The 24,152-nt window shown below is 65.2% G+C and carries 24 protein-coding genes; 15 read left to right on the top strand and 9 right to left on the bottom strand.

Going from position 1 to position 24,152, the window contains the following annotated elements; all coding sequences use genetic code 11:
- Positions 1 to 55: 55 nt before the first annotated feature.
- The 3 genes from V3596_RS19505 to corA all read right to left on the bottom strand — a co-directional run bounded on the left by V3596_RS19505 (position 56) and on the right by corA (position 3,573).
- A complete protein-coding gene (locus V3596_RS19505; protein ID WP_334279490.1) occupies positions 56 to 919 on the bottom strand; it encodes a ferritin family protein in 864 nt (287 codons plus the stop codon).
- Positions 920 to 974: 55 nt separating this feature from the next.
- Positions 975 to 1,937 carry a MerR family transcriptional regulator gene (locus V3596_RS19510; RefSeq protein ID WP_334279491.1) on the bottom strand — a complete coding sequence of 321 codons (963 nt, stop codon included), beginning with the start codon at positions 1,935 to 1,937 and terminating at the stop codon, positions 975 to 977.
- Between the two features lie 658 nt (positions 1,938 to 2,595).
- Positions 2,596 to 3,573 carry a magnesium/cobalt transporter CorA gene (corA, locus tag V3596_RS19515; RefSeq protein WP_334279492.1) on the bottom strand — a complete coding sequence of 326 codons (978 nt, stop codon included), beginning with the start codon at positions 3,571 to 3,573 and terminating at the stop codon, positions 2,596 to 2,598.
- Between the two features lie 455 nt (positions 3,574 to 4,028).
- On the opposite strand from corA, the gene hpf reads away from it, so the two are divergent.
- The 3 genes from hpf (at position 4,029) to hprK (ending at position 6,039) form a co-directional block, all read left to right on the top strand.
- On the top strand, positions 4,029 to 4,370 hold the full coding sequence (gene hpf / locus V3596_RS19520) for a ribosome hibernation-promoting factor, HPF/YfiA family (protein ID WP_334279493.1): 342 nt from the start codon (positions 4,029 to 4,031) through the stop codon (positions 4,368 to 4,370).
- Between the two features lie 229 nt (positions 4,371 to 4,599).
- Entirely contained in the window at positions 4,600 to 5,070 is a 471-nt protein-coding gene (locus V3596_RS19525) for a PTS sugar transporter subunit IIA (RefSeq protein WP_334279494.1), read from the top strand.
- On the top strand, positions 5,071 to 6,039 hold the full coding sequence (hprK, locus tag V3596_RS19530; protein ID WP_334279495.1) for an HPr(Ser) kinase/phosphatase: 969 nt from the start codon (positions 5,071 to 5,073) through the stop codon (positions 6,037 to 6,039).
- A gap of 20 nt (positions 6,040 to 6,059) precedes the next feature.
- Here the strand turns inward: hprK and fur are convergent, their stop codons facing one another.
- Positions 6,060 to 6,485, bottom strand: coding sequence for a ferric iron uptake transcriptional regulator (fur, locus tag V3596_RS19535; RefSeq protein WP_334279496.1), 426 nt, complete (start codon positions 6,483 to 6,485; stop codon positions 6,060 to 6,062).
- Positions 6,486 to 6,614: 129 nt separating this feature from the next.
- Here fur and V3596_RS19540 point away from each other — a divergent pair, with 129 nt between their 5' ends.
- From V3596_RS19540 to V3596_RS19580, 9 genes are all read left to right on the top strand, one after another.
- Positions 6,615 to 7,145 carry an outer membrane protein assembly factor BamE gene (locus V3596_RS19540; RefSeq protein ID WP_334279497.1) on the top strand — a complete coding sequence of 177 codons (531 nt, stop codon included), beginning with the start codon at positions 6,615 to 6,617 and terminating at the stop codon, positions 7,143 to 7,145.
- Positions 7,142 to 7,960, top strand: coding sequence for a 4-hydroxy-tetrahydrodipicolinate reductase (gene dapB / locus V3596_RS19545; protein WP_334279499.1), 819 nt, complete (start codon positions 7,142 to 7,144; stop codon positions 7,958 to 7,960). The genes V3596_RS19540 and dapB overlap by 4 nt, the downstream gene beginning before the upstream one ends.
- Positions 7,961 to 7,985: 25 nt before the next feature.
- Positions 7,986 to 8,633, top strand: a complete 648-nt coding sequence (locus tag V3596_RS19550) for a MotA/TolQ/ExbB proton channel family protein (RefSeq protein WP_334279500.1) — start codon at positions 7,986 to 7,988, stop codon at positions 8,631 to 8,633.
- A gap of 85 nt (positions 8,634 to 8,718) precedes the next feature.
- Positions 8,719 to 9,141, top strand: a complete 423-nt coding sequence (locus tag V3596_RS19555) for an ExbD/TolR family protein (RefSeq protein ID WP_334279502.1) — start codon at positions 8,719 to 8,721, stop codon at positions 9,139 to 9,141.
- 99 nt (positions 9,142 to 9,240) lie between these two features.
- Positions 9,241 to 11,946 carry a leucine--tRNA ligase gene (gene leuS, locus V3596_RS19560; protein WP_334279503.1) on the top strand — a complete coding sequence of 902 codons (2,706 nt, stop codon included), beginning with the start codon at positions 9,241 to 9,243 and terminating at the stop codon, positions 11,944 to 11,946.
- Positions 11,946 to 12,449: an LPS-assembly lipoprotein LptE gene (locus tag V3596_RS19565; RefSeq protein ID WP_334279504.1), complete on the top strand. Its 504-nt coding sequence runs from the start codon at positions 11,946 to 11,948 to the stop codon at positions 12,447 to 12,449. The genes leuS and V3596_RS19565 overlap by 1 nt, the downstream gene beginning before the upstream one ends.
- A gap of 4 nt (positions 12,450 to 12,453) precedes the next feature.
- Positions 12,454 to 13,518 carry a DNA polymerase III subunit delta gene (gene holA / locus V3596_RS19570; protein ID WP_334279505.1) on the top strand — a complete coding sequence of 355 codons (1,065 nt, stop codon included), beginning with the start codon at positions 12,454 to 12,456 and terminating at the stop codon, positions 13,516 to 13,518.
- Between the two features lie 63 nt (positions 13,519 to 13,581).
- Entirely contained in the window at positions 13,582 to 14,175 is a 594-nt protein-coding gene (locus V3596_RS19575) for a methylamine utilization protein (protein WP_334279506.1), read from the top strand.
- An 8-nt stretch (positions 14,176 to 14,183) separates the two neighbouring features.
- Positions 14,184 to 16,592 carry a putative bifunctional diguanylate cyclase/phosphodiesterase gene (locus V3596_RS19580; protein ID WP_334279507.1) on the top strand — a complete coding sequence of 803 codons (2,409 nt, stop codon included), beginning with the start codon at positions 14,184 to 14,186 and terminating at the stop codon, positions 16,590 to 16,592.
- Between the two features lie 56 nt (positions 16,593 to 16,648).
- Here the strand turns inward: V3596_RS19580 and V3596_RS19585 are convergent, their stop codons facing one another.
- The 4 genes from V3596_RS19585 to thiL are packed head-to-tail and all read right to left on the bottom strand — an operon-like array spanning position 16,649 to position 19,652.
- Positions 16,649 to 17,611, bottom strand: coding sequence for a 2-hydroxyacid dehydrogenase (locus V3596_RS19585; protein WP_334279508.1), 963 nt, complete (start codon positions 17,609 to 17,611; stop codon positions 16,649 to 16,651).
- A gap of 31 nt (positions 17,612 to 17,642) precedes the next feature.
- Positions 17,643 to 18,143, bottom strand: a complete 501-nt coding sequence (locus V3596_RS19590) for a CinA family protein (protein ID WP_334279510.1) — start codon at positions 18,141 to 18,143, stop codon at positions 17,643 to 17,645.
- A gap of 11 nt (positions 18,144 to 18,154) precedes the next feature.
- Positions 18,155 to 18,685, bottom strand: coding sequence for a phosphatidylglycerophosphatase A family protein (locus V3596_RS19595; protein ID WP_334279511.1), 531 nt, complete (start codon positions 18,683 to 18,685; stop codon positions 18,155 to 18,157).
- A complete protein-coding gene (gene thiL, locus V3596_RS19600; protein ID WP_334279512.1) occupies positions 18,678 to 19,652 on the bottom strand; it encodes a thiamine-phosphate kinase in 975 nt (324 codons plus the stop codon). Before thiL ends, V3596_RS19595 begins: the two co-directional genes overlap by 8 nt.
- A 107-nt stretch (positions 19,653 to 19,759) precedes the next feature.
- Here thiL and V3596_RS19605 point away from each other — a divergent pair, with 107 nt between their 5' ends.
- The 3 genes from V3596_RS19605 (at position 19,760) to V3596_RS19615 (ending at position 23,120) form a co-directional block, all read left to right on the top strand.
- Complete coding sequence (locus V3596_RS19605; protein WP_334279513.1) at positions 19,760 to 22,054, top strand: NADP-dependent malic enzyme; 2,295 nt, start codon at positions 19,760 to 19,762, stop codon at positions 22,052 to 22,054.
- A 228-nt stretch (positions 22,055 to 22,282) separates the two neighbouring features.
- Positions 22,283 to 22,672, top strand: coding sequence for a guanyl-specific ribonuclease (locus tag V3596_RS19610; protein WP_334279514.1), 390 nt, complete (start codon positions 22,283 to 22,285; stop codon positions 22,670 to 22,672).
- Positions 22,673 to 22,724: 52 nt separating this feature from the next.
- Positions 22,725 to 23,120 (top strand): barstar family protein, encoded by a 396-nt coding sequence (locus tag V3596_RS19615; RefSeq protein WP_334279515.1) that lies wholly within the window; start codon positions 22,725 to 22,727, stop codon positions 23,118 to 23,120.
- A 257-nt stretch (positions 23,121 to 23,377) separates the two neighbouring features.
- Here the strand turns inward: V3596_RS19615 and rsmA are convergent, their stop codons facing one another.
- The gene (gene rsmA / locus V3596_RS19620; RefSeq protein ID WP_334279516.1) at positions 23,378 to 24,148 is read right to left on the bottom strand and encodes a 16S rRNA (adenine(1518)-N(6)/adenine(1519)-N(6))-dimethyltransferase RsmA; all 771 of its coding nucleotides are present in this window, start codon (positions 24,146 to 24,148) and stop codon (positions 23,378 to 23,380) included.
- Positions 24,149 to 24,152 lie beyond the last annotated feature (4 nt).

A 24,152-nucleotide genomic window follows, 5' to 3' on the forward strand; every position in this document is an offset into this window, starting at 1 on the left:
CCGGCCCGATGGCAAAGAGCCCGCTTGTAGCGGGCTCTTGCGCTTTGATGGCAGCTCAGACCACGGCCTGAGGATTGCACGCCGCCGCTGCGAGCTTGGCTGACATCTCCTTGCGGAAACGGTTCAGCTCCTGAACGCTGGCAAAGCTGCGCTCCATCAGCAGGCTCATGTTGTGCAGGATGCGCTCGACCACCTTGTTTTCCCAGACGGCATCGAACTGGATCTGCTGATCCAGCCAATGTTCCAGCCATTCGGGGTCGGGCAGGCGGCTCTGGATGGTGTCGCGCGGGAACAGCTGCGAGTTCACGTGCAGATTGGTCGGGTGCAGCGGCTGGGCGGTGCGCCGGGCACTGGCCATCAGCACTCCGACCTTGGCGAAGGCGGCACGCGCCTCGTCGCCGAACCTGGTCATGGCCCGCTTCATGTAGCGCAGGTAGGCGCCACCGTGCCGGGCTTCATCACGGGCAAGGGTTTGGTAGATGGCCTTGATGACCGGCTCGGTATGCCACTGGGCGGCACGGCGGTACCAGTGGTTCAGTCGGATCTCGCCGCAGAAATGCAGCATCAAGGTCTCGAGCACGGGCGCCGGGTCGAAGTCGAAGCGAACTTCATGCAGTTCGGCTTCCGTCGGCACCAGGTCGGGCCGGAAACGGCGCAGGTATTCCATCAGCACCAGGGAGTGCTTCTGCTCCTCGAAGAACCAGACGCTCATGAAGGCGGAGAAGTCGCTGTCGTCGCGGTTGTCGCGCAGGAACATCTCGGTGGCCGGCAGCGCCGCCCACTCGGTGATCGCATTCATCTTGATCGTCCGAGCCTGGTCTTCGCTGAGCCGGGCGGCATCGAAGCTGTCCCAGGGGATGTCGCGGTCCATATTCCAGCGCACCGCTTCCAGCTGCTTGAAGAGTTCGGGGTAAAGCATGGTCGACGTCCTTTGCAAGGCCGGCGCGGATCTTATTCACGGCATGTGACAGATCCTAGGCAGGCAACGGCAGCCGCGAACGGCAGGTCCATTCGGCCAGGGCCGGGGCCAGGTCGGCCAGCTCACGCATCGGGCGGACCCCGGGCGGACAACGCCTCAGCGCCGCCGCCCGGCCGCCGGCCCAGAGTGCGATCTCGGCGGGCAGGCGTGCACGCAGGCTCCGCAACTCGTCCAGCAGTGCCGCCGCCGACAGGCGGCCGGTGAAGCTGAGTCCCACGATGTCCGTCTTTTGCACCAATGCTGCCTGGACGATGTCGCCCGGCGGGGTCTGTACCCCAAGGGACAAGCAGCGGCAGCCTTCAAGCGTCAGCAGGGCCTCGACCATCAGGAGTCCCAGGCCGTGCTGTTCGCCAGGCAAGGTGGTCAGGAGCACGCGCGGCCCGCCGTCCGGCGTGGCGCGCTGAACCCCATGGATCGCGGGCCGCAAGACCTGCTGCAAGGATTCGCTGTAGATGTGCTCCTCGAAGACCTGTAGTTCGCCGTGCATCCAGGCCTCACCCACGGCGGTCGTCAGGGGCGCGATCAAATCCTTGATGCAGGCAGCCAGTCCCATGCGGATGATGGCCTGGGCCAGCCTCTGCCTCAATAACTCCACCTCATGGGTGCGCAGCAAACTTATATAGCTTGCCAATTCCGGTACGGCAAGCGTGCTGCTCCCGGCCTGCTTCAGGCGTCGGGCATGACTTTCGGCCAGCAATTTTTCGAGCTCGTCGGGCGTCGCCGCGACGATGCGCCCCGGGCGGAAACCCGCATCCAGCAAGCGTTTGAGCAAAATCAGCCGCTTTACTTGTGCATCCGGATAGAGGCGTTCGCCGCACTCATCGCGATACGGCGAAGGGAAGCCATAGCGGCGCTCCCAGATTCGCAGCGTGTCCTTGCTGATGCCGGTGATGCGCTCGATCGAAGCAATGCCATGCAGGCTGATTTCCTCCGCCGATCCGCTCATCGGGTGCTCCACGATACGCCGGCAACTTGCCAAAGCAGAATGTGCGACAAATCACGTTTCATGGCCAAGTCCTGCCCCTATTTCCTTATTTGACTAAGACAAATATACTTCGCCAAGCAAACTGAACTGGCCAGGCAAGGCAGGCATTCCTTGTTCCCGGCCTGTCGTTCGGCTGGGCGACAGACAGGCCAAAGTGGGCCGCTACCGCAAGGGCTTGTCCGAACGCAAGGCAGGTGCGTGATGATCGCGGAACGGCTTTCCATTTCCAGCCTCGATGTTGCATACTTCAGTCCTCGCGAATAAATTTGTCCCAGCTGGGCGGGACACTGCCGAACAAGGCTCGCAAAGCACCAGCCGCAAAGAGTACATAAGCAACATGCCGCGCAAGCAGCACGGCGCGCGAGGGACAGGGGAGAGCCCCCCACCCACGCCAACAGAAGTCAGAACACAGGACGTATTTCAGTCGCCAGATCTCCCCGTTCAGGGGATGCAATCCCGAAGCCTTTCTCCTCCTCCTCCCTCCCTCCCTCGTTAGCTTCGGGGCGTCTCGCGACTACTTTTATGACCAGGGCTTCCGCCAACGGCGGGAGCCCTTTGCTTTTGGGCCATCGCCAATGCAAGAAGCCGCCCCGGGGGCGGCTTCTGACGACGAGTTGCTTTTGCCCCAGGCCTATCGCAACCAGCCCTTGCGACGGAAGTAGAGGAAGGGCGCCGCCACCGAGGCCACCATCAGGCCCAGCACATAGGGATAGCCGCCATTGCCCAGCCACTCGAGCTCGGGGAAATGCATGTTCATGCCATAGACACTGGCAATCAGCGTGGGCGGCAGCAGGGCAACGCTGGCCACCGAAAAGATCTTGATGATCTTGTTCTGGTTGATGTTGATGAAGCCGACCGTGGCGTCCATCAGGAAGTTGATCTTGTCGAACAGGAAAGCCGTGTGTGAGTCCAGCGAGTCGATGTCGCGCAGGATCTGGCGCGACTCCTCGAACTGCTCGGCGTTCAGCATGCGGCTGCGCATCATGAAGCTGACGGCGCGGCGGGTGTCCATCACGTTGCGGCGGATGCGGCCGTTCAAGTCCTCTTCGCGGGCGATCGCGGCCAGCACTTCGCCTGCCTCGGTGTCGTTGACATCCTTCTTGAGGACGCTGGCGCTGATCTTCTCCAGGCTGTCGTAGATGCTCTCCAGCGCATCGGCCGAATATTCAGCGTCGGCGTCATAGAGCTTCAAGAGCACGTCCTTGGCGTCTTCGATCAGGGCCGGGATGCGACGCGCACGCAGACGCAGCAGCCGGAACACCGGCAGGTCCTCGTTGTGGACCGAGAACAGCACCTTGTTGAAGAGGATGAAGGCCACGCGCACATTGCGCGGCGCCTCGTCGTCGTCGATCAGGAAGTCGGAGCGGATGTGCAGCTCGCCGTTGTCTTCTTCATAGAAGCGGGCCGATTCCTCCAGGTCGTCGTCGACGATGTTCTCGGGGATGGTCAGGCCGAAACGGTCGCGTATCCAGCCCTTCTCTTCGGCGCTGGGATTTTCAAGATCGACCCAGACCGGCTGCGATTGCGCCAGGGCTTCGGGGCTTTCGATTTCTTCTTGAAACAGTCCGCCCTTCAGACGGCCATTGTCCAGCGTGAACACATTGAGCATGCAAATCTCCAGCGCACACGCGCCGTCACTTCGTAGAGGGAGGACGGGTCTTGCCGCCCGGAAGGGGAGGGGTGCACCCGTCTCACTCCGGACAAGCTGCCGCAGCACAGCGAACACCGCCGAACCGCAGCCTACTGATGCCACAAGGCATCTACTTGGCGCTGGAGTGGACGGTCACCGAGGGTGATCGCTGTCCAAGGAAATGCTCCAGAGATTGGATCAAAGGATTATGTCATCCACCGTCGCGCCGCAGCAAGCCAGAAATCTTCTTGCGCCACCGCCAAAAAGTGCACTTGCAAAAGGCTTGTCAGCACCCAGCTTCGGTAGCACACTGGACTCGCACTTCCCCTCAACTCAAGCCTCAACTCCGCTACTCGACACCTCACTCAACTGCTCTTTGGTTCTCTCATTTTTTCCCTCGAAGATTTGACCTACCCCTTGTGAAAGGAGGCTCTATGAACCTGACTATCAGTGGCCACCATCTCGAAGTGACTCCAGCGCTGCGCGAATATGTGCTGACCAAGCTGGACCGGGTGACCCGCCACTTTGACCAGGTCGTTGACATCAACGTCTTGCTCACCGTGGAGAAGCAGAAGGAAAAGGAACGCAGGCAAAAGGCCGAAGTCACCTTGCATGTCAAAGGACGAGACATCTTTGTTGAACAATCAAGCGAAGATCTTTACGCCGCCATTGATCAGTTGATGGACAAGCTGGACCGCCAGGTCTGCCGTCACAAGGATCGCATTCAGGACCACCAGCACGCCTCGGCCAAGCGCCTAGAGGTACCTGCCCCCTGAACCGAACCGGGCTCGATCCCACAACGAAAGCGACCCTCAGTGGTCGCTTTTTTGCGCCCGCTGGCGGGCCTTGCGTCTTGTTGCTGCGCCGCCGCAAAATGCGCAATACTGCGTTCCGGGGGATGAGCGGTGCGATATCCGATCCGCTCCCTTCCTATAATTCTTCTTCACCTATCCGAACAAGCGTCCTGCCCAAGGCCCATCCGGCCGTCGACGGCGCTGTGACCTGATGAACCGTCTCGCCGCTATCCTGCCCGCCAGCAATGTGCTGGTGAATGTGGACGCATCCAGCAAGAAGCGAGTTTTCGAACAAGCGGGCCTGCTGTTCGAAAACAACCATGCGATTGCACGGGCCCTCGTCACAGACAACCTGTTCGCCCGTGAGCGACTGGGCTCCACCGGCCTTGGCCATGGCGTCGCCATTCCGCACGGCCGCATCAAGGGCCTGAAGAACCCGCTGGCCGCTGTGCTGCGCGTGCAGCAATCCATCGGCTTCGATGCACCTGACGACGAGCCCGTTGGCCTCCTGATCTTCCTGCTGGTGCCCGAAGCGGCCACCCAGCGCCATCTCGAGATCCTGTCCGAGATTGCCGAGATGCTGTCGGACCGCGAGCTGCGCGAACGACTCAAGACCGAAGTCGAAGCCAGCGCGGTGTTCCGCCTGATCGCCGACTGGGAACCTTTGAAGTCCGTCGCCTGAGTGAAACCAACATCAATAAGCGCTGACAGGCTCTTTGAAGAGCACCGCGAAGCGCTTCGCTGGGAGTGGATTGCCGGGCATGCGCATCCCGAGCGCCGCTTCGATGAAACCGCCGTGCGCGACGCGCAATCGGCTGCCGACCTGGTCGGCTACCTGAATTACATCCACCCCTACCGGGTCCAGATCGTCGGCCGCCGCGAAGTGGCCTACCTGAGCCAGGCCTCGGGCGAGGTGCTGGACCGGCGCGTCTCGCGCATCGTCACGCTGGAGCCGCCGGTCATCATCGTGGCCGACAACCAGCCACCGCCGGACAAATTGGTCGCCATGTGCGACCGGGCCGAGATTCCGCTGTTCGTCACCGCCGAATCGGCCGGCCACGTCATCGACGTGGTGCGCGCCTACCTGGCCCAGCTCTGCGCCAACCGCAGCACCCGCCACGGCGTGTTCATGGACATTCTGGGCCTGGGCGTGCTGCTGACCGGCGAATCGGGCCTGGGCAAGAGCGAACTGGGCCTGGAACTGATCTCACGCGGCCATGGCCTGGTGGCCGATGACGCTGTGGACCTGTTCCGCATCTCGCAAACCGCCATCGAGGGCCGCTGCCCCGAACTGCTGGCCAATCTGCTGGAAGTGCGCGGCATCGGCCTCCTGGACATCAAGGCCATCTTTGGCGAGACCGCGGTGCGCCGCAAGATGCGGCTGAAGCTGATCGTGCACCTGGTCCGCAAGGAGACGATGGAGCGCGATTTCGAGCGCCTGCCCTATGAGCCGCTCTATGAAGACGTGCTGGGCATGCCGGTGCGCAAGGTCGTGATCGCCGTGGACGCCGGCCGCAACCTGGCCGTGCTGGTCGAGGCCGCCGTGCGCAACACCATCCTGCAACTGCGCGGCATCGACACCTATCGCGAGTTCGTCGAGCGCCACCAGCGTGCCATCGCCAACGGCGGGCACGGCGACGACGACCTGTAAGCCGGCTGCCGGCGCGTCAGTCAACCGCGGTGCGGGCAGGCCGTCTTGGTGCAGGCGGCGTAGAGAGCCAGCGAATGCTCTTGCAATTCGAAGCCACGCTCGCGTGCAATCGCGTGCTGGCGCTCCTCGATGGCGGGGTCGTAGAACTCCTCGACCCGGCCGCAGGTGAGGCAGACCAGGTGGTCATGGTGATGCCCCTGGTTCAGTTCGAACACGGCCTTGCCGGTCTCGAAGTGATTGCGGGACAGCAGGCCAGCCTGCTCGAACTGGGTCAACACCCGGTAGACCGTGGCCAGGCCGATGTCCGCGCCTTCGGTCAAGAGCGCCTTGTAGACGTCTTCAGCCGTCATGTGCCGCTGCGCCGTGTTCTGGAACACCTCCAGAATCTTGATGCGGGGCAGAGTGGCTTTGAGGCCGCTGTTCTTGATCTCTTCGGTCTGGTTCATCGGGTTTGAGCGCAGCCGGCCACATCCGGGGCCTGCCGCTAGAATGCGCCGATCATAGCCAGCTTGGCTGCTCTCGCGACACGGCAAGTCCTACACATGCGCTCGATTTCCAGAACTGCGTTGCTCCCGTTGACGGCCCTGTCCGCCCTGCTTGGCGGCTGCTCGTCCCTGCCCTCGCTGAGTGACCTCACCAGCATCACCGGCGAAAAAATGATGGGCATCGTCACCCCTTATCGGGTCGAGGTGGTGCAGGGCAACGTCCTGACCAAGGAACTGGTCGCCAAGGTCAAGCCCGGCATGCCCCGCGCGCAAGTTCGCGACCTGCTCGGCTCGCCGCTCCTGACCGATGCCTTCCATGAAGATCGCTGGGACTATGTGTTCACGATCCAGCGCCAGGGCGCCCTGCCGCAGAACCGCAAGGTCGTGGCCCTGTTCGACGGCGACAAGCTGAAGTCGCTGGAAGTGCCGGACGACCTGCCGGCCGAGAGAGACTTCGTCACCGCGATCAATACTTTCAAGCCGACCGGACCGGTTCCCAAGCTGAGCCTCAGCGAGGCCGAGCGCAAGGCACTGCCGTTGCCGCCCAAGGCCGCTGCCCAGCCGGCGCAGGAGCCCACCGGCGCGGTGCGCACCTATCCGCCGCTGGAGCCGCGCTCGTGACGAGCGGAAGCAAGAAAATCCGTATTGCCATCGCCGGGGCCTCGGGCCGCATGGGCCGCATGCTGCTCGAAGCGGTTCACCTGGCGCCTGACTGCGAACTCAGCGGCGCGCTGGCCCGCGAAGGCAGCGAAAGCCTGGGGGCAGACGCCTATGCCTTCCTCGGCCAACGCAGCGGCGTGACCATCACCGCGGACCTGCGTGCCGCCCTCACCGGCGCCGATGTCCTGATCGACTTCACCCGCCCCGAAGGCACGCTGGCCCATCTGGCCATCTGCCGCGAGCTGGGCGTGCGCGCCGTGATCGGCACCACCGGCTTCAGCGAGGCGCAAAAGGCCGAGATCGCCGAGGCCGCAAAGCAGGTCGGCATCATGATGGCGCCAAACATGAGCGTGGGCGTGAACGTCGTGCTGCGCCTGCTGGACATGGCGGCCAAGGCCTTGAACGAAGGCTACGACATCGAGATCATCGAAGCCCACCACCGCCACAAGGTCGACGCCCCGAGCGGCACCGCGCTGGCGATGGGGGAAGCCGTCGCCCACGCACTGGGCCGTGACCTCAAGCAATGCGCCGTCTACGGCCGCGAAGGCGTGACGGGCGAACGTGATCCATCGACCATCGGCTTTGCCACCGTGCGCGGCGGCGACATCATCGGCGACCATACCGTGCTGTTCGCCGGCACCGGTGAGCGCATCGAGATCTCGCACAAGTCCAGCAGCCGTGCCACCTATGCCCAGGGCAGCCTGCGCGCCTCGCGCTTCCTGATGGGCGCCGGGCCGGGGCTGTACGGCATGAACGACGTGCTGGGCCTGAACTGAAACAAGAACACACCATGGGCGGCCTATGAGTGGAGTCGGCGATTTCTGGATGCAAGGTGACCTGGTCACCCGTTTGGTTGCCCTGCTGCTGCTCTTGATGTCGATCAGCGCCTGGGTGGTGATCTTCTGGAAGAGCTGGGTCCTGCACCGCACCCGCCGCGACATCGTCCGTGCCGTGCCGGCCTTCTGGGCCGCCGCCTCGCTGGCTGACGGCCGCCAGGCCTTGCAGAACTTTGACCGCGAGCAGGTTCTGCTGCCCCTGCTGGACGCCGCCGCAGCTGCCGCCAACAGCGGCACGCTGGAATCCGCCGGCCGTCGCGAATCGCAACTGACCCGCCGCCTGCGCGACGCGCTGCATTCAGTGCTCGGCCGCCTGCAATTCGGCCAGGTGCTCCTCGCGTCCATCGGCAGCACGGCGCCCTTCGTGGGCCTGTTCGGCACGGTCTGGGGCATCTATCACGCGCTGGTCGGCATCTCGGCCAGCGGCGCCATCTCCATCGAGAAGGTCTCCGGCCCGGTCGGCGAAGCGCTGATCATGACCGCCGCCGGCCTGGCCGTGGCCATTCCTGCCGTGCTGGCCTACAACATCTTCGGCAAGCGCGTCGCTGCTTGCGAAGCCGAGCTTGAAGGCTTTGCGCATGACCTGCGCGAGCTGCAATCTCACCAAGCCTGAAGAATTGTGAGCCCCCACGCTCTCTTCATTCGCCGCCCCCCAAGGGGGCGCTCAGCGCCCTTCGGGCGGCCGGGCGGGCGCTGATATGGCCTTTGGTCGCCTTGACCGCAGCGACTTGCCCAAGCCCATGGGCGAGATCAACATGACGCCGCTGATCGACGTGATGCTGGTGCTGCTGGTGATCTTCATGATCACCGCGCCTTTGATGAGCAGCTCGCTGCGCATGGACCTGCCGCAAAGCGCCGCGGGCACCCCTTCGGATGCACCGCAGTTCCTCGCCGTGGCCATCACGCCCGATGGCTCGCTCTACATAGGCGACAGCAAGGTCGGACCGGCCGAATTCCAGGTCCGTATCAAGGCCCAGGCCCAGGCCCGCCCCGACACCGAAGTGCAATTGCGCGCCGACAAGGCCGCGCCCTATGGCCAGGTGGCCGAGCTGATCGGCTGGGTGCAGGCCGGCGGCCTGAACCGCATCGCCTTTGTCACCGAGACGCCGGCCGCCCCCTGAACGGTCGAAGCGCCAGGCGGCCAGCCGCTGGGCCCTCCTTCTACAATCCCCTCCTTTCGCGCCCCATGCCGGGGCTGCGCGCCGTGAGCCTTTGCCAGCATGAACGACAAGTACGCACCGAACGAGATCGAAGCCGCCGCCCGCCAGTACTGGAACGAGCGCGACGCCTACAAGGTCGTTGAAGACCAAAGCAAGCAAAAGTTCTACGCCTGCTCCATGCTGCCCTATCCCAGCGGCAAGCTGCACATGGGCCACGTGCGCAACTACACGATCAACGACATGCTGACCCGCCAGCTGCGCATGAAGGGCTACAACGTCCTGATGCCGATGGGCTGGGACGCCTTCGGCCTGCCGGCCGAGAACGCGGCGATGAAGAACAAGGTGCCGCCGGCTCAGTGGACCTACGACAACATCGCCTACATGAAGTCGCAGATGCAGGCGATGGGCCTGGCGATCGACTGGTCGCGCGAAATCGCCACCTGCACGCCCGAGTACTACAAGTGGAACCAGTGGCTGTTCCTGAAGATGCTGGAAGCCGGCATCGCCGAGCGCCGCACGCAAGTCGTCAACTGGGACCCGGTCGACCAGACCGTGCTGGCCAACGAGCAGGTGGTGGACGGCCGAGGCTGGCGCTCCGGCGCGCTGGTCGAGAAGCGCGAGATCCCGGGCTACTACCTGAACATCGTCAAGTACGCCGACGAGCTGCTGGCGGCCGTGGCCGACCCGACGAGCCCGCAATACCTCTCAGGCTGGCCCGAGCGCGTGCGCCTGATGCAGGAAAACTGGATCGGCAAGAGCGAGGGTGTGCGCTTCGCCTTCCCGCATGAGATCAAGGGCGCCGATGGCTCCCTGATCCAGGACGGCAAGCTGTACGTCTTCACCACGCGCGCCGACACCATCATGGGCGTGACCTTCTGCGCCGTGGCGCCGGAGCATCCGCTGGCCTCGCATGCTGCGGCATCGAACCCGACGCTGGCTGCCTTCATCGACGAATGCAAGCGCGGCGGCACGACCGAAGCCGAGCTGGCGACGCAAGAGAAAAAGGGCATGGCCACCGGCCTGTTCGTCACGCATCCGCTGACCGGCGCTGAAGTAGAGGTCTGGGTCGGCAACTACGTCTTGATGAGCTATGGCGACGGCGCCGTGATGGGCGTGCCGGCGCATGACGAACGCGACTTCGAGTTCGCAAACAAGTACGGCATTCCTATCAGTCAAGTTCTTGAAAACACTGCTGTATACACGGATGAGCTCAAGGCCCAGCGGCCTCGCTCTGAGTATGAAGCGCACTACTTTGATTGCAGCATTTGGAAAGAGTGGTATGGGGCCAAGAGCGCAGATGAGGTTCTTCTCATCAACTCCGGCAAGTACAACGGACTGAGCCACAAGGAAGCCGTCAATGCCGTCGCAGCTGACCTGGCTGCTCAAGGCCTCGGCGCCAAGAAGACCACCTGGCGCCTGCGCGACTGGGGCATCAGCCGTCAGCGGTACTGGGGCACGCCTATCCCCATCATCCATTGCGAAGAGCATGGCGCCGTGCCGGTGCCGGAGAAGGACCTGCCGGTCGTGCTGCCCGAGGAATGCATCCCGGACGGCAGCGGCAACCCGCTGCGCAAGCATGCCGGCTTCCTGAACGTGGCCTGCCCGACCTGCGGCAAGCCGGCGCAGCGCGAGACCGACACCATGGACACCTTCGTGGATTCGTCCTGGTACTTCATGCGCTACTGCGACGCGAAGAACAGCGAGGCCATGGTCGGCGACGGCACGGCCTACTGGATGCGCCAGGGCGCCGCGATGGACCAGTACATCGGTGGCATCGAGCACGCCATCCTGCACCTCTTGTACGCCCGCTTCTGGACCAAGGTGATGCGCGACCTGGGCCTGGTGAAGATCGACGAACCCTTCACCAAGCTGCTCACGCAGGGCATGGTGCTGAACCACATCTACTCGCGCCGCAGCGACAAGGGCGGCATCGAGTACTTCTGGCCGCATGAGGTCGAGAACACGTTTGACGAAGGCGGCAAGATCACCGGCGCCAAGTTGAAGAGCGATGGCTCGCATGTGGACTACGAGGGCGTGGGCACGATGTCCAAGTCCAAGAACAACGGCGTCGATCCGCAGGAGCTGATCAACCAGTACGGCGCCGACACGGCACGCCTGTTCGTGATGTTCGCTTCGCCGCCGGAACAGACGCTGGAATGGAACGATGCCGGCGTCGAAGGCGCGCACCGCTTCCTCAAGCGCGTCTGGGGCTTCGGCGCCAAGAATGCCGAGGCAATCAAGGCCGCCGGCACTGACTTCGCCGCGTTGAGCGGCGACGGCAAGGCCCTGCGCCGCGAGGTGCACCTGGTGCTCAAGCAGGTCTCGTACGACTACGAGCGCATGCAGTACAACACCGTGGTCTCGGGCGGCATGAAGCTGCTGAACGCGCTGGAAGGCTTCAAGGCTGGCGGCCAGGACGCGGCCGTGCGCGAAGGCTTCTCGGTGCTCCTGCGCGTGCTCTACCCGGCCTGCCCGCACATTGCCCACACGCTGTGGCAGGACCTCGGCTTTGCCGCCGAGCTCGGTGACCTGCTGGACGCGCCCTGGCCCGTGGTCGACGAGTCCGCCCTGGTACAAGACGAGATCGAGCTGATGCTGCAGGTCAACGGCAAGCTGCGCGGCGCCATCAAGGTGGCGGCGGGTGCGGACAAATCCGTCATCGAAGCGGCGGCACTGGCCAACGAGGAGTTCCACAAGTTCTCCGAAGGCAAGACGCCGAAGAAGATCGTCATCGTGCCGGGCCGCCTGGTCAACGTGGTCGTCTGATGCCCGCCCTGCTCTCGCGCCGCCGTTTTGCCCTCTTGCTGCCGGCCACGCTGGCAGCCTGCGGCTTCGAGCTGCGGCGCGACAGCGAGCTGAAGATCCACGCGATCTCGCTGCAAGGTTTCAAGCCCGAGTCGCCGATGCTGGCCGAGCTGCGCCGCCAGCTGGGCCACAGCCAGGTGCGACTGGAAGACGATCCGCAAAAGGCCGAGCTGATCCTCGAAACCAAGCGCGACCTGCGCGACAAGACGGTGGTGGCGTCCACCAGCGCCGGCCAGGTGCGTGAATGGCAGTTGCGCCTGCGCTTCGATTTCCTCTTGCGCACGCCCGGCGGCGAGGTACTCCTTCCGCGCACCGAAATGCGCCTGACCCGCGAAATGAACTACACGGAGACGGCAGCACTGGCCAAGGAGCAGGAAGAGGCAGCGCTCTACCGAGCCATGCAATCCGACGCCGTGGCGCAGATCATGCGGCACCTGGCAGCGGTCCGGCTTCCCACCACCTGATCCCATGCAACTGCGCGCCGAGGCCTTGCAGGCCCATATCGCCAAGGGCCTGAAGCCGATCTACACGGTCCATGGCGACGAGCCCCTGCTCGCCCAGGAAGCGGCCGACACGATACGCGCCGCGGCACGCGCACAGGGCTACGCCGAGCGCAAGGTCTTCACCGTGGCCGGCGCCCATTTCGACTGGAGTCCGGTGCTCAATGCGGCCCAGGCCATGAGCCTGTTTTCCGAACGCCAGTTGATCGAGATCCGCATTCCTTCCGGCAAGCCCGGCAAGGACGGCTCCGAGGCCCTGCAGCGCTATTGCGAGGCAGCGCCCGAAGACATACTCACGCTCATCACCCTGCCGCGCCTGGACAAAACCCAGCTCGGTAGCGCCTGGTTCCTGGCGCTGGATGGCGCGGGCGTCACGCTCAAGGTCGAGCCGGTCGAGCGCCGAGCGCTGCCGCAGTGGATCGCCCAACGTCTCGCCGCCCAAGGGCAGCGCGTGACCGAGGGCGAGGAGGGCCAACGCGCGCTGGCCTTCTTTGCCGACCGCGTCGAAGGCAACCTGCTGGCGGCGCACCAGGAGCTGCAAAAGCTCGCGCTGCTGCATCCGGCCGGCGAGCTGACTTTCGAGCACATCGAGCAGGCCGTCCTGGACGTGGCCCGCTTCGACGTCTTCAAGTTGAGCGAAGCGGTGCTGGCCGGCCAGACCGCCCGCGTGATGCGCATGCTCGGCGGCCTGGAGGCCGAGGGCGAAGCGGCTGTGCTGGTGCACTGGACGCTGGCCGAGGACATCCGGGCACTGAAAAGGGTGCGCGACGGCATGGACGCCGGCAAGCCGCTGCCGATGGCGCTGCGCGAAGCGCGCGTCTGGGGCAACAAGGAGCGGCTCTTCGAGCGCCTGCTGCCCGGGCTCAAGACCCGCGAGCTGGCCCGCCTGCTGGAGGCAGCTCAGGTGGTGGACGGCATCGTCAAGGGCCTGCGCCATCCGCAGTGGCCGTCCGAGCCCTGGGCTGCCCTGCAGCGCCTGGCCATGATGCTGATGCGCGAAGCTGCGCCAAAGGCCGCACCGGGCCGGCATTAATCCGCGGGGCGCCCGGGCGAATCGGGTTATCGTGCAAGCTGCATCTCACCTAGCATCCTGCCCATGCGACCTCGCCTGCCCCTGATCGTCGCCCCCCTGTTGCTGAGCCTGGCCGCTACGGCTTCTGCCGCGCCCTGGACGGTGATCGTGCGCGGCCCCGACGGCAAGCCGCTGGCTGACGCGGTGGTGGCCGTGGAGATCAAGGGCCAGCACAGCAGCACCACAAGCGCCAAGGCCGAGATCTCGCAGAAGGACCGCAAGTTCCTGCCCTATGTGCTGGTGGTCCAGACCGGCACCGCCGTGAACTTCCCGAATTTCGACACGGTGCGGCACCACGTCTACTCCTTCTCGCCGACCAAGAAGTTCGACTTGAAGCTCTATGCCGGCACGCCGGCAGCGCCGGTGGTGTTCGACAAGGCCGGCGTCGCCACGCTGGGCTGCAACATTCATGACCAGATGAGCGCCCATGTCGTGGTCGTCGACACCCCCTTGTTTGCCAAGACCGATGCCGCTGGCGTTGCCAGGCTGGACCTGCCCGCTGGTGAGCATCAACTCAAGACCTGGCACCCCAGGCTGCCGGATCCGCGCCTGCAAGCCCAGGCGCTGACAGTGGGCGGCACAGCCGGCCAGACCGTCGTGACGCTGCAGGTGGAGTGACACCGCGCATGAGGCTGCCCCGCTTCCTCGACCCGCGCCGCCTCGAAGGCCGCATCGTCGCCATGTGCCTGGGCCTGCTGCTGGCGGTGCAGCTGCTCAGCTTCTACATCATCGGTATCAGCGTCGAGCGCAATGCCGAGGCCTCGATCTCGGCCCAGCTGGAAACCGGCGAGCGAATGCACCGGCGGCTGCTGGTCTCCGAAGCCGAGAAGCGCAGCGATGCAGCCCGTGTGCTGGCCTCGGACTATGGCTTCATCGAGACCATTGGCAAGGGCGAGGGTGTGCAGGACGTGGCCACCATCAAGGACGCTCTGAGAAACCACGGTGACCGTATCGGCGCCTCGGTGGTGGTCTACACCGATCAGCAGTTGCACCTGGTGGCCGCCACGCGAGACGAGCAGGTCCAGGCCTTCGTCAAGCTGCTGGCACCCATGACCCGCCGCGCCAAGTGTCGCGGCAGCAGCGATCCGGTCCAGGGGCCCAATCTGGCCATCGTCGGCGACATGCCTTACCAGGTGGTGGCAGTGCCCGTGTGCACGCCGGCGCCCAACGGCTGGGTGCTGATGGCCTTCGCGATGGATGCCTCGACGCTGCAGGACCTCAAGCAGCTCTCGCGGCTGGATGCCATCATCGTCAACAACGGGCCGGACTGGCACAGCCTGGTGAGCAGCCTGCCCGCGGAAGCTGCCAGCGTACTGGCGCCGCAAATCACGGCAGACGGCACCCTTTTCAAGCTCAACCTGGCCGGCGAACACCTGCGCGGCCGCTATGTCAGCCTGGTGCGCGAAGGCTCGCAGGAGGTCGGCGCCGTGCTGCTGCGCTCCTTCGACGAGGCGGTGGCACCCTACCGCAAGCTGCAATGGACCCTGCTGGGCCTGACAGGCGCCGGCGCCGCGGCGTTTGCGCTTTTGAGCATCCCGTTCGCACGCCGCATCACGGAGCCGATCAAGGCTCTGGCCGAATCGGCCAAGCGCCTGGGTCGCGGCGATTACGACACGCCGATCGAGCGCCGCTCGTTCGATGAGGTCGCTGCCCTGGCCGGCGCCTTCGAGGCGATGCGGGTGGACATCCGCAGCCGCGAGGAGCAGGTGCATCGCCTCGCTTTCTGGGACCCGCTGACTGGTTTGCCCAACCGAGAACAGTTCAGCCAGCGCCTGCATGAGCAGCTGGCAGAAGGTCAGCCCTTCGCCGTACTGATGCTGGACCTGGACCGCTTCAAGCATGTCAACGACGTGCTCGGCCATGCCTTCGGCGACAAGCTCTTGTGCAGCGTCGCGCAGCGCTTGGGCCAGATCTCGCCCAGCGAGCGCGGCATGCTGGCGCGCTTGGGGGGCGATGAGTTCGTGCTGCTGCTGGAGCGGGCCGATGCCAGGGCCGCGCAGGCACTGGCGCAGCGCATCCTGACCGACTTCGAACAGCCGCTGCATATCGAAGACCAGACCGTGGACATTGGCGCGGGCATCGGCATCGCGCTGAGCCCCGCGCATGGCCAGGAGGTCAGCCTCCTGATGAGCCGCGCCGAGCTCGCCATGTACTCGGCCAAGCGGCGGCAATGCGGCAGCATGACCTACGAGGCATCGCTGGATGCAGGCAGCCAGGAGTCGCTGTCGCTCTTGACCGAACTGCGCCGCGCGGTCGAGAACAACGAACTGAGACTGTTCCTGCAGCCCAAGGTCGACCTGAAGAGTGGCGCCGTCATCAGCGCCGAGGCGCTGGTGCGCTGGGAGCATCCGCAGCGCGGCCTGGTGCCGCCGATGGAATTCATCCCGTTCGCGGAGCAGACCGGCTTCATCCGGCAGTTGACAGCCTGGGTGCTGGCCGAATCGGCCCATGCGCTGAAGCTGGCGCAGGGCCATGGCTTTGACCTGCGCATCAGCGTCAACCTGTCCACCCGCGACCTGCTGGACCAGGACCTCCCGACCAAGATCGACCAATTGCTGGCCGGCTATTCGGTGACGCCCCAGGGCCTGTGCCTGGAGATCACCGAAAGCGCAATCATGGACGATCCACAGCGGGCCTTGCAGACGCTGGAGCGCTTGAGCGAAATGGGCTTCAAGCTGTCGATCGACGACTTCGGCACGGGCTACTCATCGCTCGCCTACCTCAAACGTCTGCCGGTCAATGAGCTGAAGATCGACAAGAGCTTCGTGATGGCGATGGAGCGCGACCTGGACGACGCGCGCATCGTGCGCTCGACCATCGAGCTGGCGCACAACCTGGGCTTGACCGTCGTTGCCGAGGGTGTCGAAACCGGCAAGGCCTGGAAGCTGCTGGCGGAGCTGGGTTGCGACGAAGGCCAGGGCTATTTCATCAGCCGGCCCATGCCAACGCCCAGGTTCTTCGAGTGGCTGCAGGGCTGGCAGGCGCCGGACCTGAGCGGCGAAACGCTGGACACAGCATTCGCAGATCTCGGCTGAGGCGAGCCTCGCCCAGCCCTTGCAACTGCATGGCGCCGGGCCTTGTGCGCGCGGCCTCAGTAACCTCGCTGGCGCTGCACCTCGTGCAGGAGCGGCCGGCCGGCACGCACGGCCAGCACATTGGCAGCCACCACGGCCGCCGCCGTGCGCGCATCGGTCTGCGCGGCGGTATGCGGCAACACGGTCACCTGCGGATGCGTCCAGAAGCGATGCTCGGACGGCAGCGGCTCCTGCTGGAACACGTCGAGCACCGCATGGCCGATCTGGCCGCTGTCCAGCGCCGCCAGCAGGTCAACCTCCACCACATGAGCGCCGCGCGCCAGGTTCACCAGCGTGCTGCCCTTCTTGAACTGCGCCAGGCGCCTGGCGTCGAAGAAATCGCGGGTGGCAAGCGTCAGGGGCAGGAGATTGACCACCGTGTTGGCTGAAGCCAGTTCCCAGGCCAAGGCGTCTTCGCCATGGCTGCAGGCCACACCGGGCAAGGTCAGCTCGCGCGTGGACCAACCGCTGACCGCATAGCCCTGCCCCGCCAGCGCGCGCGCCACGCGGCCGCCCAGCTCGCCCAGGCCCAGCACCAGCACGCGCCATTCGGAAGCACGGCGGTACTTGAGTGCATGCCACACGCCTTCGCGCTGCTGCGCCTGCAACTCGAAGAAGCGCCGATGCAAGCTGAGCACCGCCCACAGCGCGGTGTGCACCATGGCCTCGTTCATGGCCGGATCGACCATGCGTGCCAGCGGCACCGCGGACGGGAGCGTCGCATCGTTCAGCAACTTGTCGACGCCGGCCCAGACCGACTGGATCAGCTTCAGCTGGGGCAGGCCCTGCAAGCTGCCGGCCGGTGGGTTGGCCACGATGGCCACCTCCACCCTGGCGGCCTGGGCCGGGTCGGTGGGCGGCTGCAAAAGCCACTCCTCATGCGGCAAGGCCTCCTGCAGGGCAGACAGGTATTGCGCACGCTCGTCCTGCGCAGCCGGGTCGCTGCTGCCGTTCCAATGTCCGACAAGAAGAAGGCTCATGTGCAGTGCTCCCTTGCGGCGGCCCGCCGGCTCACGATTCTTTCTCCTCGACCGCTTCGCACAGCGCCATCAAGCCGGCGCGCAGCGTCGCGGCGCGCACCTCGTGGCGGCCGCCTTCGAACAACTCTTTCCAGACCTTCGTCGGCGTGCCTTGATGCGCAAGCGCCAGCCACACGGTGCCCACAGGCTTGCTGGCGCTGCCGCCAGTGGGGCCGGCGATACCGGTGACGGCGAGTGCCCAGTCCAGGGGCGCATGGGCCAGCAGGCCGCGCGCCATGTGGTGGGCCACTTCGCCACTGACCGAGCCATGCAGGGAGATCAGCGCCGCCGGCACGCCCAGCAATTCGGTCTTGGACTGGTCGCTGTAACTGACCACGCCGCGCTCGAACCACTGGCTGGATCCTGACACGCTGGTGCAGGCAGCGGCAATGAGGCCGCCGGTGCAGGACTCGGCCGTGCCCATGCGCTCGCGGCGCCGGATCAGGGCCACGCCGATGCGATCGATCAGCTCGTTTTCCTCTGGAAAAAGCATGGTTCAGCCTTTCATCCGAAGACAGCGCGCCACAGCGCGATCACGGCAAGCGTACATCCGGCAGCGACGAAATCGTCAAACAAAATGCCGAAGCCTTGCGCCCAGCCCACAGGCGCGCCAGGGCGCCCCTTGAAGAGGCTGTCGGCCCAGCGCACCGGGCCCGGCTTGGCGGCATCGAAGTAGCGGAACAGCCCAAAGGCGACGGCCTGGCCCAGCAGGCCGTCGGGCATCACCATCCACAGCACCAGCCAGAAGGCCAGCACCTCGTCCCAGACGATGGCGCCGGGGTCAGGTATTGCCAGGTTGCGAGCGGTGACGGTGCAGGCCCACCAGCCCACCAGCGTGCCGCCGCCTATCAGCGCGGCCCAGCCGAGGTCGCTCAACCAGGGGTTGATCACGAGGAAGGCCAGCCAGGCCCACAGCGTGCCGGCCGTGCCGGGCGCCTTGGGCGAGAGCCCGCTGCCAAAGCCCAGGGCGATCCAGTGCGCCGGGTGGCGCAGCATGAAGCCGGCGGTGGCGCGGCGAGGAGCTTGCTCAGGCATGCGGCGTCTTGAAATGGTCGAAGGAATCGAATGTGGCTGGCACGGCCTTGCCGACGGCATCCACCAGTCGCAGCCCGGCTCGCTCCTCGATGCGGCCGATGCGGGCCACCGGCGTGTCGGCCGCGCGCGCGGCGGATTCGACGGCAGCTCGGGCCGATACAGGTGCGGTGAAAAGCAGCTCATAGTCATCGCCGCCACTGAGCGTGCACAGGTGTTGTACAGCCAGGCGCTGCACTGACATGATGCTGCTGCGCGGCAGCGCATCGACCTCCAGCGTGCAACCGACCTCGGAGCGCGCGAGCACATGGCCGAGATCGCCGATCAGGCCGTCCGAGATGTCGATGGCACTGCTGGCGATGCCGCGCAAGGCCTGGCCCAGCGCCACGCGCGGCTGCGGCACTTCCATCGCGCTGCGAACGCGCTCGAACTCATCGCCGGGCAGACTCAAGGCACCCCGGAACACTTCCAGCGCAAGCCGCGCGTCGCCAACCTGGCCGCTGACGTACACATCGTCGCCCGCAGTCGCGCCACTGCGCAGCAAGGCCTGGCCTCGCGGGGCCTCGCCAAACACCGTGATGCAGAGGTTCAGGGGGCCGGCCGTGGTGTCGCCGCCGATGAGCGGGATGTCATGCGCATCGGCCAATGCGAACAGGCCGGCGGCAAAGCGCTCCAGCCAGGCCGCATCGGCTCGCGGCAGAGCCAGGGCCAGCGTGAAGCCGCGTGGCGTGGCGCCGCAGGCCGCCAGGTCGCTGAGATTCACCGCCAGCGCCTTGTGACCCAGCCGCTCCGGCGCGACGGTGGCGAGGAAGTGGCGCCCTTCGACCAGCATGTCGGACGAGACCAGCATTTGCCGGCCCGGTGTCGGCGTCCACACCGCGCAGTCGTCGCCTATGCCCACATCAATGCCGGGCTGCGGGCGAGCGCGCTGGAAGAAGCGCTTGATCAGGTCGAATTCGCCAAGAGACATGGCCGCATTCTCGCAGTCGAGTCCTTGTCCGGGCACTGTCGGACAGCTGTCAGCTGCACTCCTACAATCACTGCCCGATCTTGCACGGCCCTCACGCCACCGAGCCCATGTCCACGTCCGACGAAAAAAGCGCAGAACTCCGCAAGGCCGCACTCGAATATCACGAGTTTCCGACCCCGGGCAAGATCGCCATCGCGGCGACCAAGCAGCTGGTGAACCAGCGCGACCTGGCCCTGGCCTATTCGCCCGGCGTGGCTGCGGCCTGTGAAGAAATCGTGGCCGATCCGGCCAATGCCTTCCGCTACACCTCGCGCGGCAACCTGGTCGCCGTGGTCACCAACGGCACGGCCGTGCTGGGCCTCGGCAACATCGGCCCGCTGGCTTCCAAGCCGGTGATGGAAGGCAAGGGCGTGCTGTTCAAGAAGTTCGCCGGCATCGATGTGTTCGACCTGGAGATCCAGGAGAACGACCTCGACAAGCTGGTGGACGTGATCGCCGCGCTGGAGCCGACGTTTGGCGGCATCAACCTCGAGGACATCAAGGCGCCCGACTGCTTCTACGTCGAGCGCAAGCTGCGCGAGCGGATGAAGATCCCGGTCTTCCACGACGACCAGCATGGCACGGCCATCGTGGTCGGCGCGGCCTTCCTGAATGGCTTGCAGGTGCTGGGCAAGGACATCAAGCAGGTCAAGCTCGTGACCTCGGGCGCGGGTGCTGCGGCGCTGGCTTGCCTGAGCCTGCTCGTGAAGCTGGGCCTGCCACGCGAAAACATCTGGGTGACCGACCTGGCCGGCGTGGTCTATGAGGGCCGCACCGAGCTGATGGACCCGGACAAGGCCCAGTTCTGCCAGAAGACCGATGCGCGCAGCCTGCGCGACGTGATCCAGGGCGCCGACGTGTTCCTGGGCCTGTCGGCCGGCGGCGTCCTGAAGGCCGACATGGTGGCGACCATGGCCGCTCGGCCGATGATCTTCGCGCTGGCCAATCCGACGCCGGAAATCCTGCCGGAAGAGGTCAAGGCGGTGCGCACGGACGCCATCATGGCGACCGGCCGCACCGACTATCCAAACCAGGTCAACAACGTCCTGTGCTTCCCCTACATCTTCCGCGGCGCGCTCGACTCCGGCGCCACGACCATCACTGATGAGATGGAAATCGCCGCCGTGCGCGCCATTGCCGAGCTGGCCCAGGCCGAGCAGAGCGAGGTGGTCGCTGCGGCCTATGCGGGTGCCAATCTCTCGTTCGGACCCGAGTACCTGATTCCCAAGCCCTTCGACCCGCGCCTGATGATGAAGATCGCGCCGGCCGTGGCTCAGGCGGCTTTTGCATCGGGCGTGGCTGCGCGCCCGATCAAGGACATGGACGCCTACCGCGAGAAGCTGCAGAGCTTCGTGTACGCGTCGGGCACGACGATGAAGCCGATCTTCAACGTGGCCAAGCGAGCGCAGAACAAGCGCGTGGCTTACGCCGAAGGCGAGGAAGAGCGCGTCCTGCGCGCGGTGCAGGTGGTGGTGGACGAATGCCTGGCCCGCCCGACCCTGATCGGTCGCCCCGAAGTCATCGCCGAGCGCTGCGAGCGCTTCGGCCTGCGCCTGAAGCAGGACCGCGACTACGACATCGTCAATGTCGAGCAGGACCACCGCTACCGCGACTACTGGCAAACCTACCACCAGATGACCGAGCGCAAGGGCGTGACCCAGCAGCTCGCCAAGATCGAGATGCGTCGCCGCCTGACGCTGATCGGCTGCATGATGCTGCACAAGGGCGAGGTCGACGGCATGCTCTGCGGCACGTGGTCGAACACGGCCATGCACCTGCAGTACATCGACCAGGTCATCGGCAAGCGACCCGGTGTCAAGAATTTCGCCTGCATGAACGGGCTGATCCTGCCGGGCCGCCAGGTCTTCCTGGTCGACACGCATGTGAACTACGACCCGACGGCCGAGCAGTTGGCCGAAATCACCCAGATGGCAGCCGAGGAGCTGATGCGCTTCGGCATACGCCCCAAGGCCGCGCTGCTCTCGCACAGCAACTTCGGCTCCAGCAACAACCCCTCGGCCGTGAAGATGCGCGACACGCTGGCCCTGTTGCAACAGACGGCACCCTGGCTGGAGGTGGATGGCGAGATGCACGGCGACACGGCGCTCGATGCAGCCTACCGCGCCCAGCTGATGCCGCGCTCCACCCTGACCGGCGAAGCCAACCTGCTGGTGCTGCCCAATATCGACGCCGCCAACATCTCCTACAACCTGCTCAAGACCACGGCCGGCGGTGGCATTGCCATCGGCCCGGTGCTCTTGGGTGCGGCCAAGCCGGTGCATGTGCTGACGCCTTCGGCCACGGTGCGACGCATCGTCAACATGACGGCCCTGACCGTTGCCGACGCCAACGCGGCGCGCTGAGCGCCCATCTGACCCGGCTGTTTACAAAAGTTTGTAAGAGCTCACCAGACGCAGAATTCGGTCCAATATTCATAGCCAGCCGATCGCATAGCAACTGTGTGCGCACACTAACTCAGCTGGAATTCCCGTCCAGGCCGGGGGTGGCGGCTTGAGCTTTTCGAGCCCATTCGGTACCATGTTGCCTTTCAGGAACAGGGTAAACCCGTGTCTTTGCTCGATCGGTCACCGATGTGGCCATCTTGGCGCCGTCTTGGTCTGGCAGCCGTCTTCGCGACGAGTCTGGCCGTCGGCGCCCAGGTGCAAGCCAAGGAATCGGCGCCCGGCATGGCTACGGTGTCCTTGTCGGCATTGCCTTCGCAGGCCCAATCCACGCACAGCAAGATCCTCGCCGGGGGGCCCTTCCCCTACGACAAGGACGGCAGCGTGTTTGGCAATCGCGAAAGGCTGTTGCCGATCAAGGCCAGGGGCTTCTACCGCGAATACACCGTCAAGACGCCCGGCGCACGCAACCGGGGTGCCAAACGGCTGATTTGCGGCGGCACGCCACCATCCCAGCCTGAAGTTTGCTTTTACACCGACGACCACTATGCGAGCTTCCGGCGCGTGACAACGCCCTGAAGCCAGCGGACCGGCGGCCCAGAGTTGATGACTATATAGGAGGAACGTGACCATGCTTTTGCAGACCGTCCGTCCCAATATCGTGCAGGCCATACGGGCCTACCGCGTAGAGGACTTGATGCAGGCAGCACAGGATGCCGGCCAGCATTTCCTGTACGCCAACTTGACCGAGGCACAGTCCAAGCAGGACGTCCTCGAGGGCATCGCCCAATCGTTTCTGTTCCCGGCCCATTTCGGCAAGAACCTGGACGCTCTGTACGACTGCATGACCGACCTGGTCCACAAATCCGGCAGCCAGCCGGGCTTTGTGGTGGTGCTGGAGCAGTTGCCCGACAACATCCGCTTCGACCGTGAAGCACGCGAGCAACTGCTCGACGTGTTCCGGGAAGCCGCCGACTACTGGGGCGATAGAAAGATCCAGTTCAGGTGCTTCTATTCTTTTCAGTAGCCCGCTCACAAGAGAATGTCTCTTGGGAGCGGGCTACCGAAGAAGTCCCCGCACCAGTTGCCACCAAGCCGGCGGCAAAGAACAGCAAGGCAGCCGCCAATGCGAACTTCGGCATGAACATGCCGATGATGAGCAGCGCATTTGATACGGCCATGTGGCTCAGCGCGGCTTGATCGCCTGAACACACGCCAAGCAAGAAGAGGCCCCGCGGGGCCTCTTTTTTATTGCCTGGTCCCGAGTGGACCTCGCCAGGCCCCTCAGGGCTTGGCTTCGCTCAAGGCCTGGGCCAGCGCCACGAACTCTTCCACCGGCACTTCCTCGGCCCGGCGCTGCAGGTCGAAGTGGCCCGTGAAGCCCCGCGCCGTCAGCCACACGCCCAGGCTGTGGCGAAGGAGCTTGCGGCGCTGCGAGAAGGCGGCCGCCACCATCTCGCCCAGCAGCGCAGGGTCCAGCGCCGGCGGCACCGCATAGGGCTGCATGCGCACGATGGCCGAGTCGACACGCGGCGGCGGGTCGAAGGATTCCGGCGGCACGTCCAGGATCGACTCGACCCGGTAGCGCCACTGCAGCATCACCGACAGGCGGCCGTAGTCCTTGTTGCCCGGGCTGGCCGCCATGCGGTCGACCACTTCCTTCTGCAGCATGAAATGCTGGTCGGCCACGCTGTCGACAAAGCCGAGCAGATGGAAAAGTATGGGCGTGGAGATGTTGTAGGGCAGGTTGCCGACCACGCGCAGCTTCTGGCCCTTGACCTCAGCCAGCGCGCCGAAATCGACCTTCAGCACGTCGGACTCGATGACCTCCAGCCCCTCGCGCTTGCGCAGCTTGGCTGCCAGGTCGCGGTCCAGCTCGACCACGGTCAGGGGCTGGATGCGTGCCAGCAAGGGCAGGGTCATCGCACCCAGGCCAGGCCCGATTTCCACCACCGCCTCGCCGGCTTGCGGGTCGATGGCATCGACGATGGCGTCGATGATGAAGCGGTCGGTCAGGAAATGCTGGCCGAAGCGCTTGCGGGCGATGTGGGCCATCAGC

It is taken from the genome of Roseateles microcysteis, from assembly GCF_036880965.1.
Lineage (GTDB): Bacteria > Pseudomonadota > Gammaproteobacteria > Burkholderiales > Burkholderiaceae_C > JAUASW01.

Excerpts from the sequence above, each read along its gene's own strand:
- V3596_RS19555 (WP_334279502.1), top strand. The coding sequence starts at position 8,719 with ATGGCCTTTGGTCGCCTTGACCGCAGCGACTTGCCCAAGCCCATGGGC.
- V3596_RS19525 (WP_334279494.1), top strand. The coding sequence starts at position 4,600 with ATGAACCGTCTCGCCGCTATCCTGCCCGCCAGCAATGTGCTGGTGAAT.
- rsmA (WP_334279516.1), bottom strand. The coding sequence starts at position 24,148 with ATGGCCCACATCGCCCGCAAGCGCTTCGGCCAGCATTTCCTGACCGAC.
- V3596_RS19605 (WP_334279513.1), top strand. The coding sequence starts at position 19,760 with ATGTCCACGTCCGACGAAAAAAGCGCAGAACTCCGCAAGGCCGCACTC.
- V3596_RS19580 (WP_334279507.1), top strand. The coding sequence starts at position 14,184 with ATGAGGCTGCCCCGCTTCCTCGACCCGCGCCGCCTCGAAGGCCGCATC.
- V3596_RS19615 (WP_334279515.1), top strand. The coding sequence starts at position 22,725 with ATGCTTTTGCAGACCGTCCGTCCCAATATCGTGCAGGCCATACGGGCC.
- V3596_RS19585 (WP_334279508.1), bottom strand. The coding sequence starts at position 17,611 with ATGAGCCTTCTTCTTGTCGGACATTGGAACGGCAGCAGCGACCCGGCT.
- V3596_RS19610 (WP_334279514.1), top strand. The coding sequence starts at position 22,283 with ATGTGGCCATCTTGGCGCCGTCTTGGTCTGGCAGCCGTCTTCGCGACG.
- fur (WP_334279496.1), bottom strand. The coding sequence starts at position 6,485 with ATGAACCAGACCGAAGAGATCAAGAACAGCGGCCTCAAAGCCACTCTG.
- V3596_RS19505 (WP_334279490.1), bottom strand. The coding sequence starts at position 919 with ATGCTTTACCCCGAACTCTTCAAGCAGCTGGAAGCGGTGCGCTGGAAT.
- leuS (WP_334279503.1), top strand. The coding sequence starts at position 9,241 with ATGAACGACAAGTACGCACCGAACGAGATCGAAGCCGCCGCCCGCCAG.
- thiL (WP_334279512.1), bottom strand. The coding sequence starts at position 19,652 with ATGTCTCTTGGCGAATTCGACCTGATCAAGCGCTTCTTCCAGCGCGCT.
- V3596_RS19590 (WP_334279510.1), bottom strand. The coding sequence starts at position 18,143 with ATGCTTTTTCCAGAGGAAAACGAGCTGATCGATCGCATCGGCGTGGCC.
- corA (WP_334279492.1), bottom strand. The coding sequence starts at position 3,573 with ATGCTCAATGTGTTCACGCTGGACAATGGCCGTCTGAAGGGCGGACTG.
- V3596_RS19595 (WP_334279511.1), bottom strand. The coding sequence starts at position 18,685 with ATGCCTGAGCAAGCTCCTCGCCGCGCCACCGCCGGCTTCATGCTGCGC.
- V3596_RS19565 (WP_334279504.1), top strand. The coding sequence starts at position 11,946 with ATGCCCGCCCTGCTCTCGCGCCGCCGTTTTGCCCTCTTGCTGCCGGCC.
- V3596_RS19575 (WP_334279506.1), top strand. The coding sequence starts at position 13,582 with ATGCGACCTCGCCTGCCCCTGATCGTCGCCCCCCTGTTGCTGAGCCTG.
- holA (WP_334279505.1), top strand. The coding sequence starts at position 12,454 with ATGCAACTGCGCGCCGAGGCCTTGCAGGCCCATATCGCCAAGGGCCTG.
- hpf (WP_334279493.1), top strand. The coding sequence starts at position 4,029 with ATGAACCTGACTATCAGTGGCCACCATCTCGAAGTGACTCCAGCGCTG.
- V3596_RS19550 (WP_334279500.1), top strand. The coding sequence starts at position 7,986 with ATGAGTGGAGTCGGCGATTTCTGGATGCAAGGTGACCTGGTCACCCGT.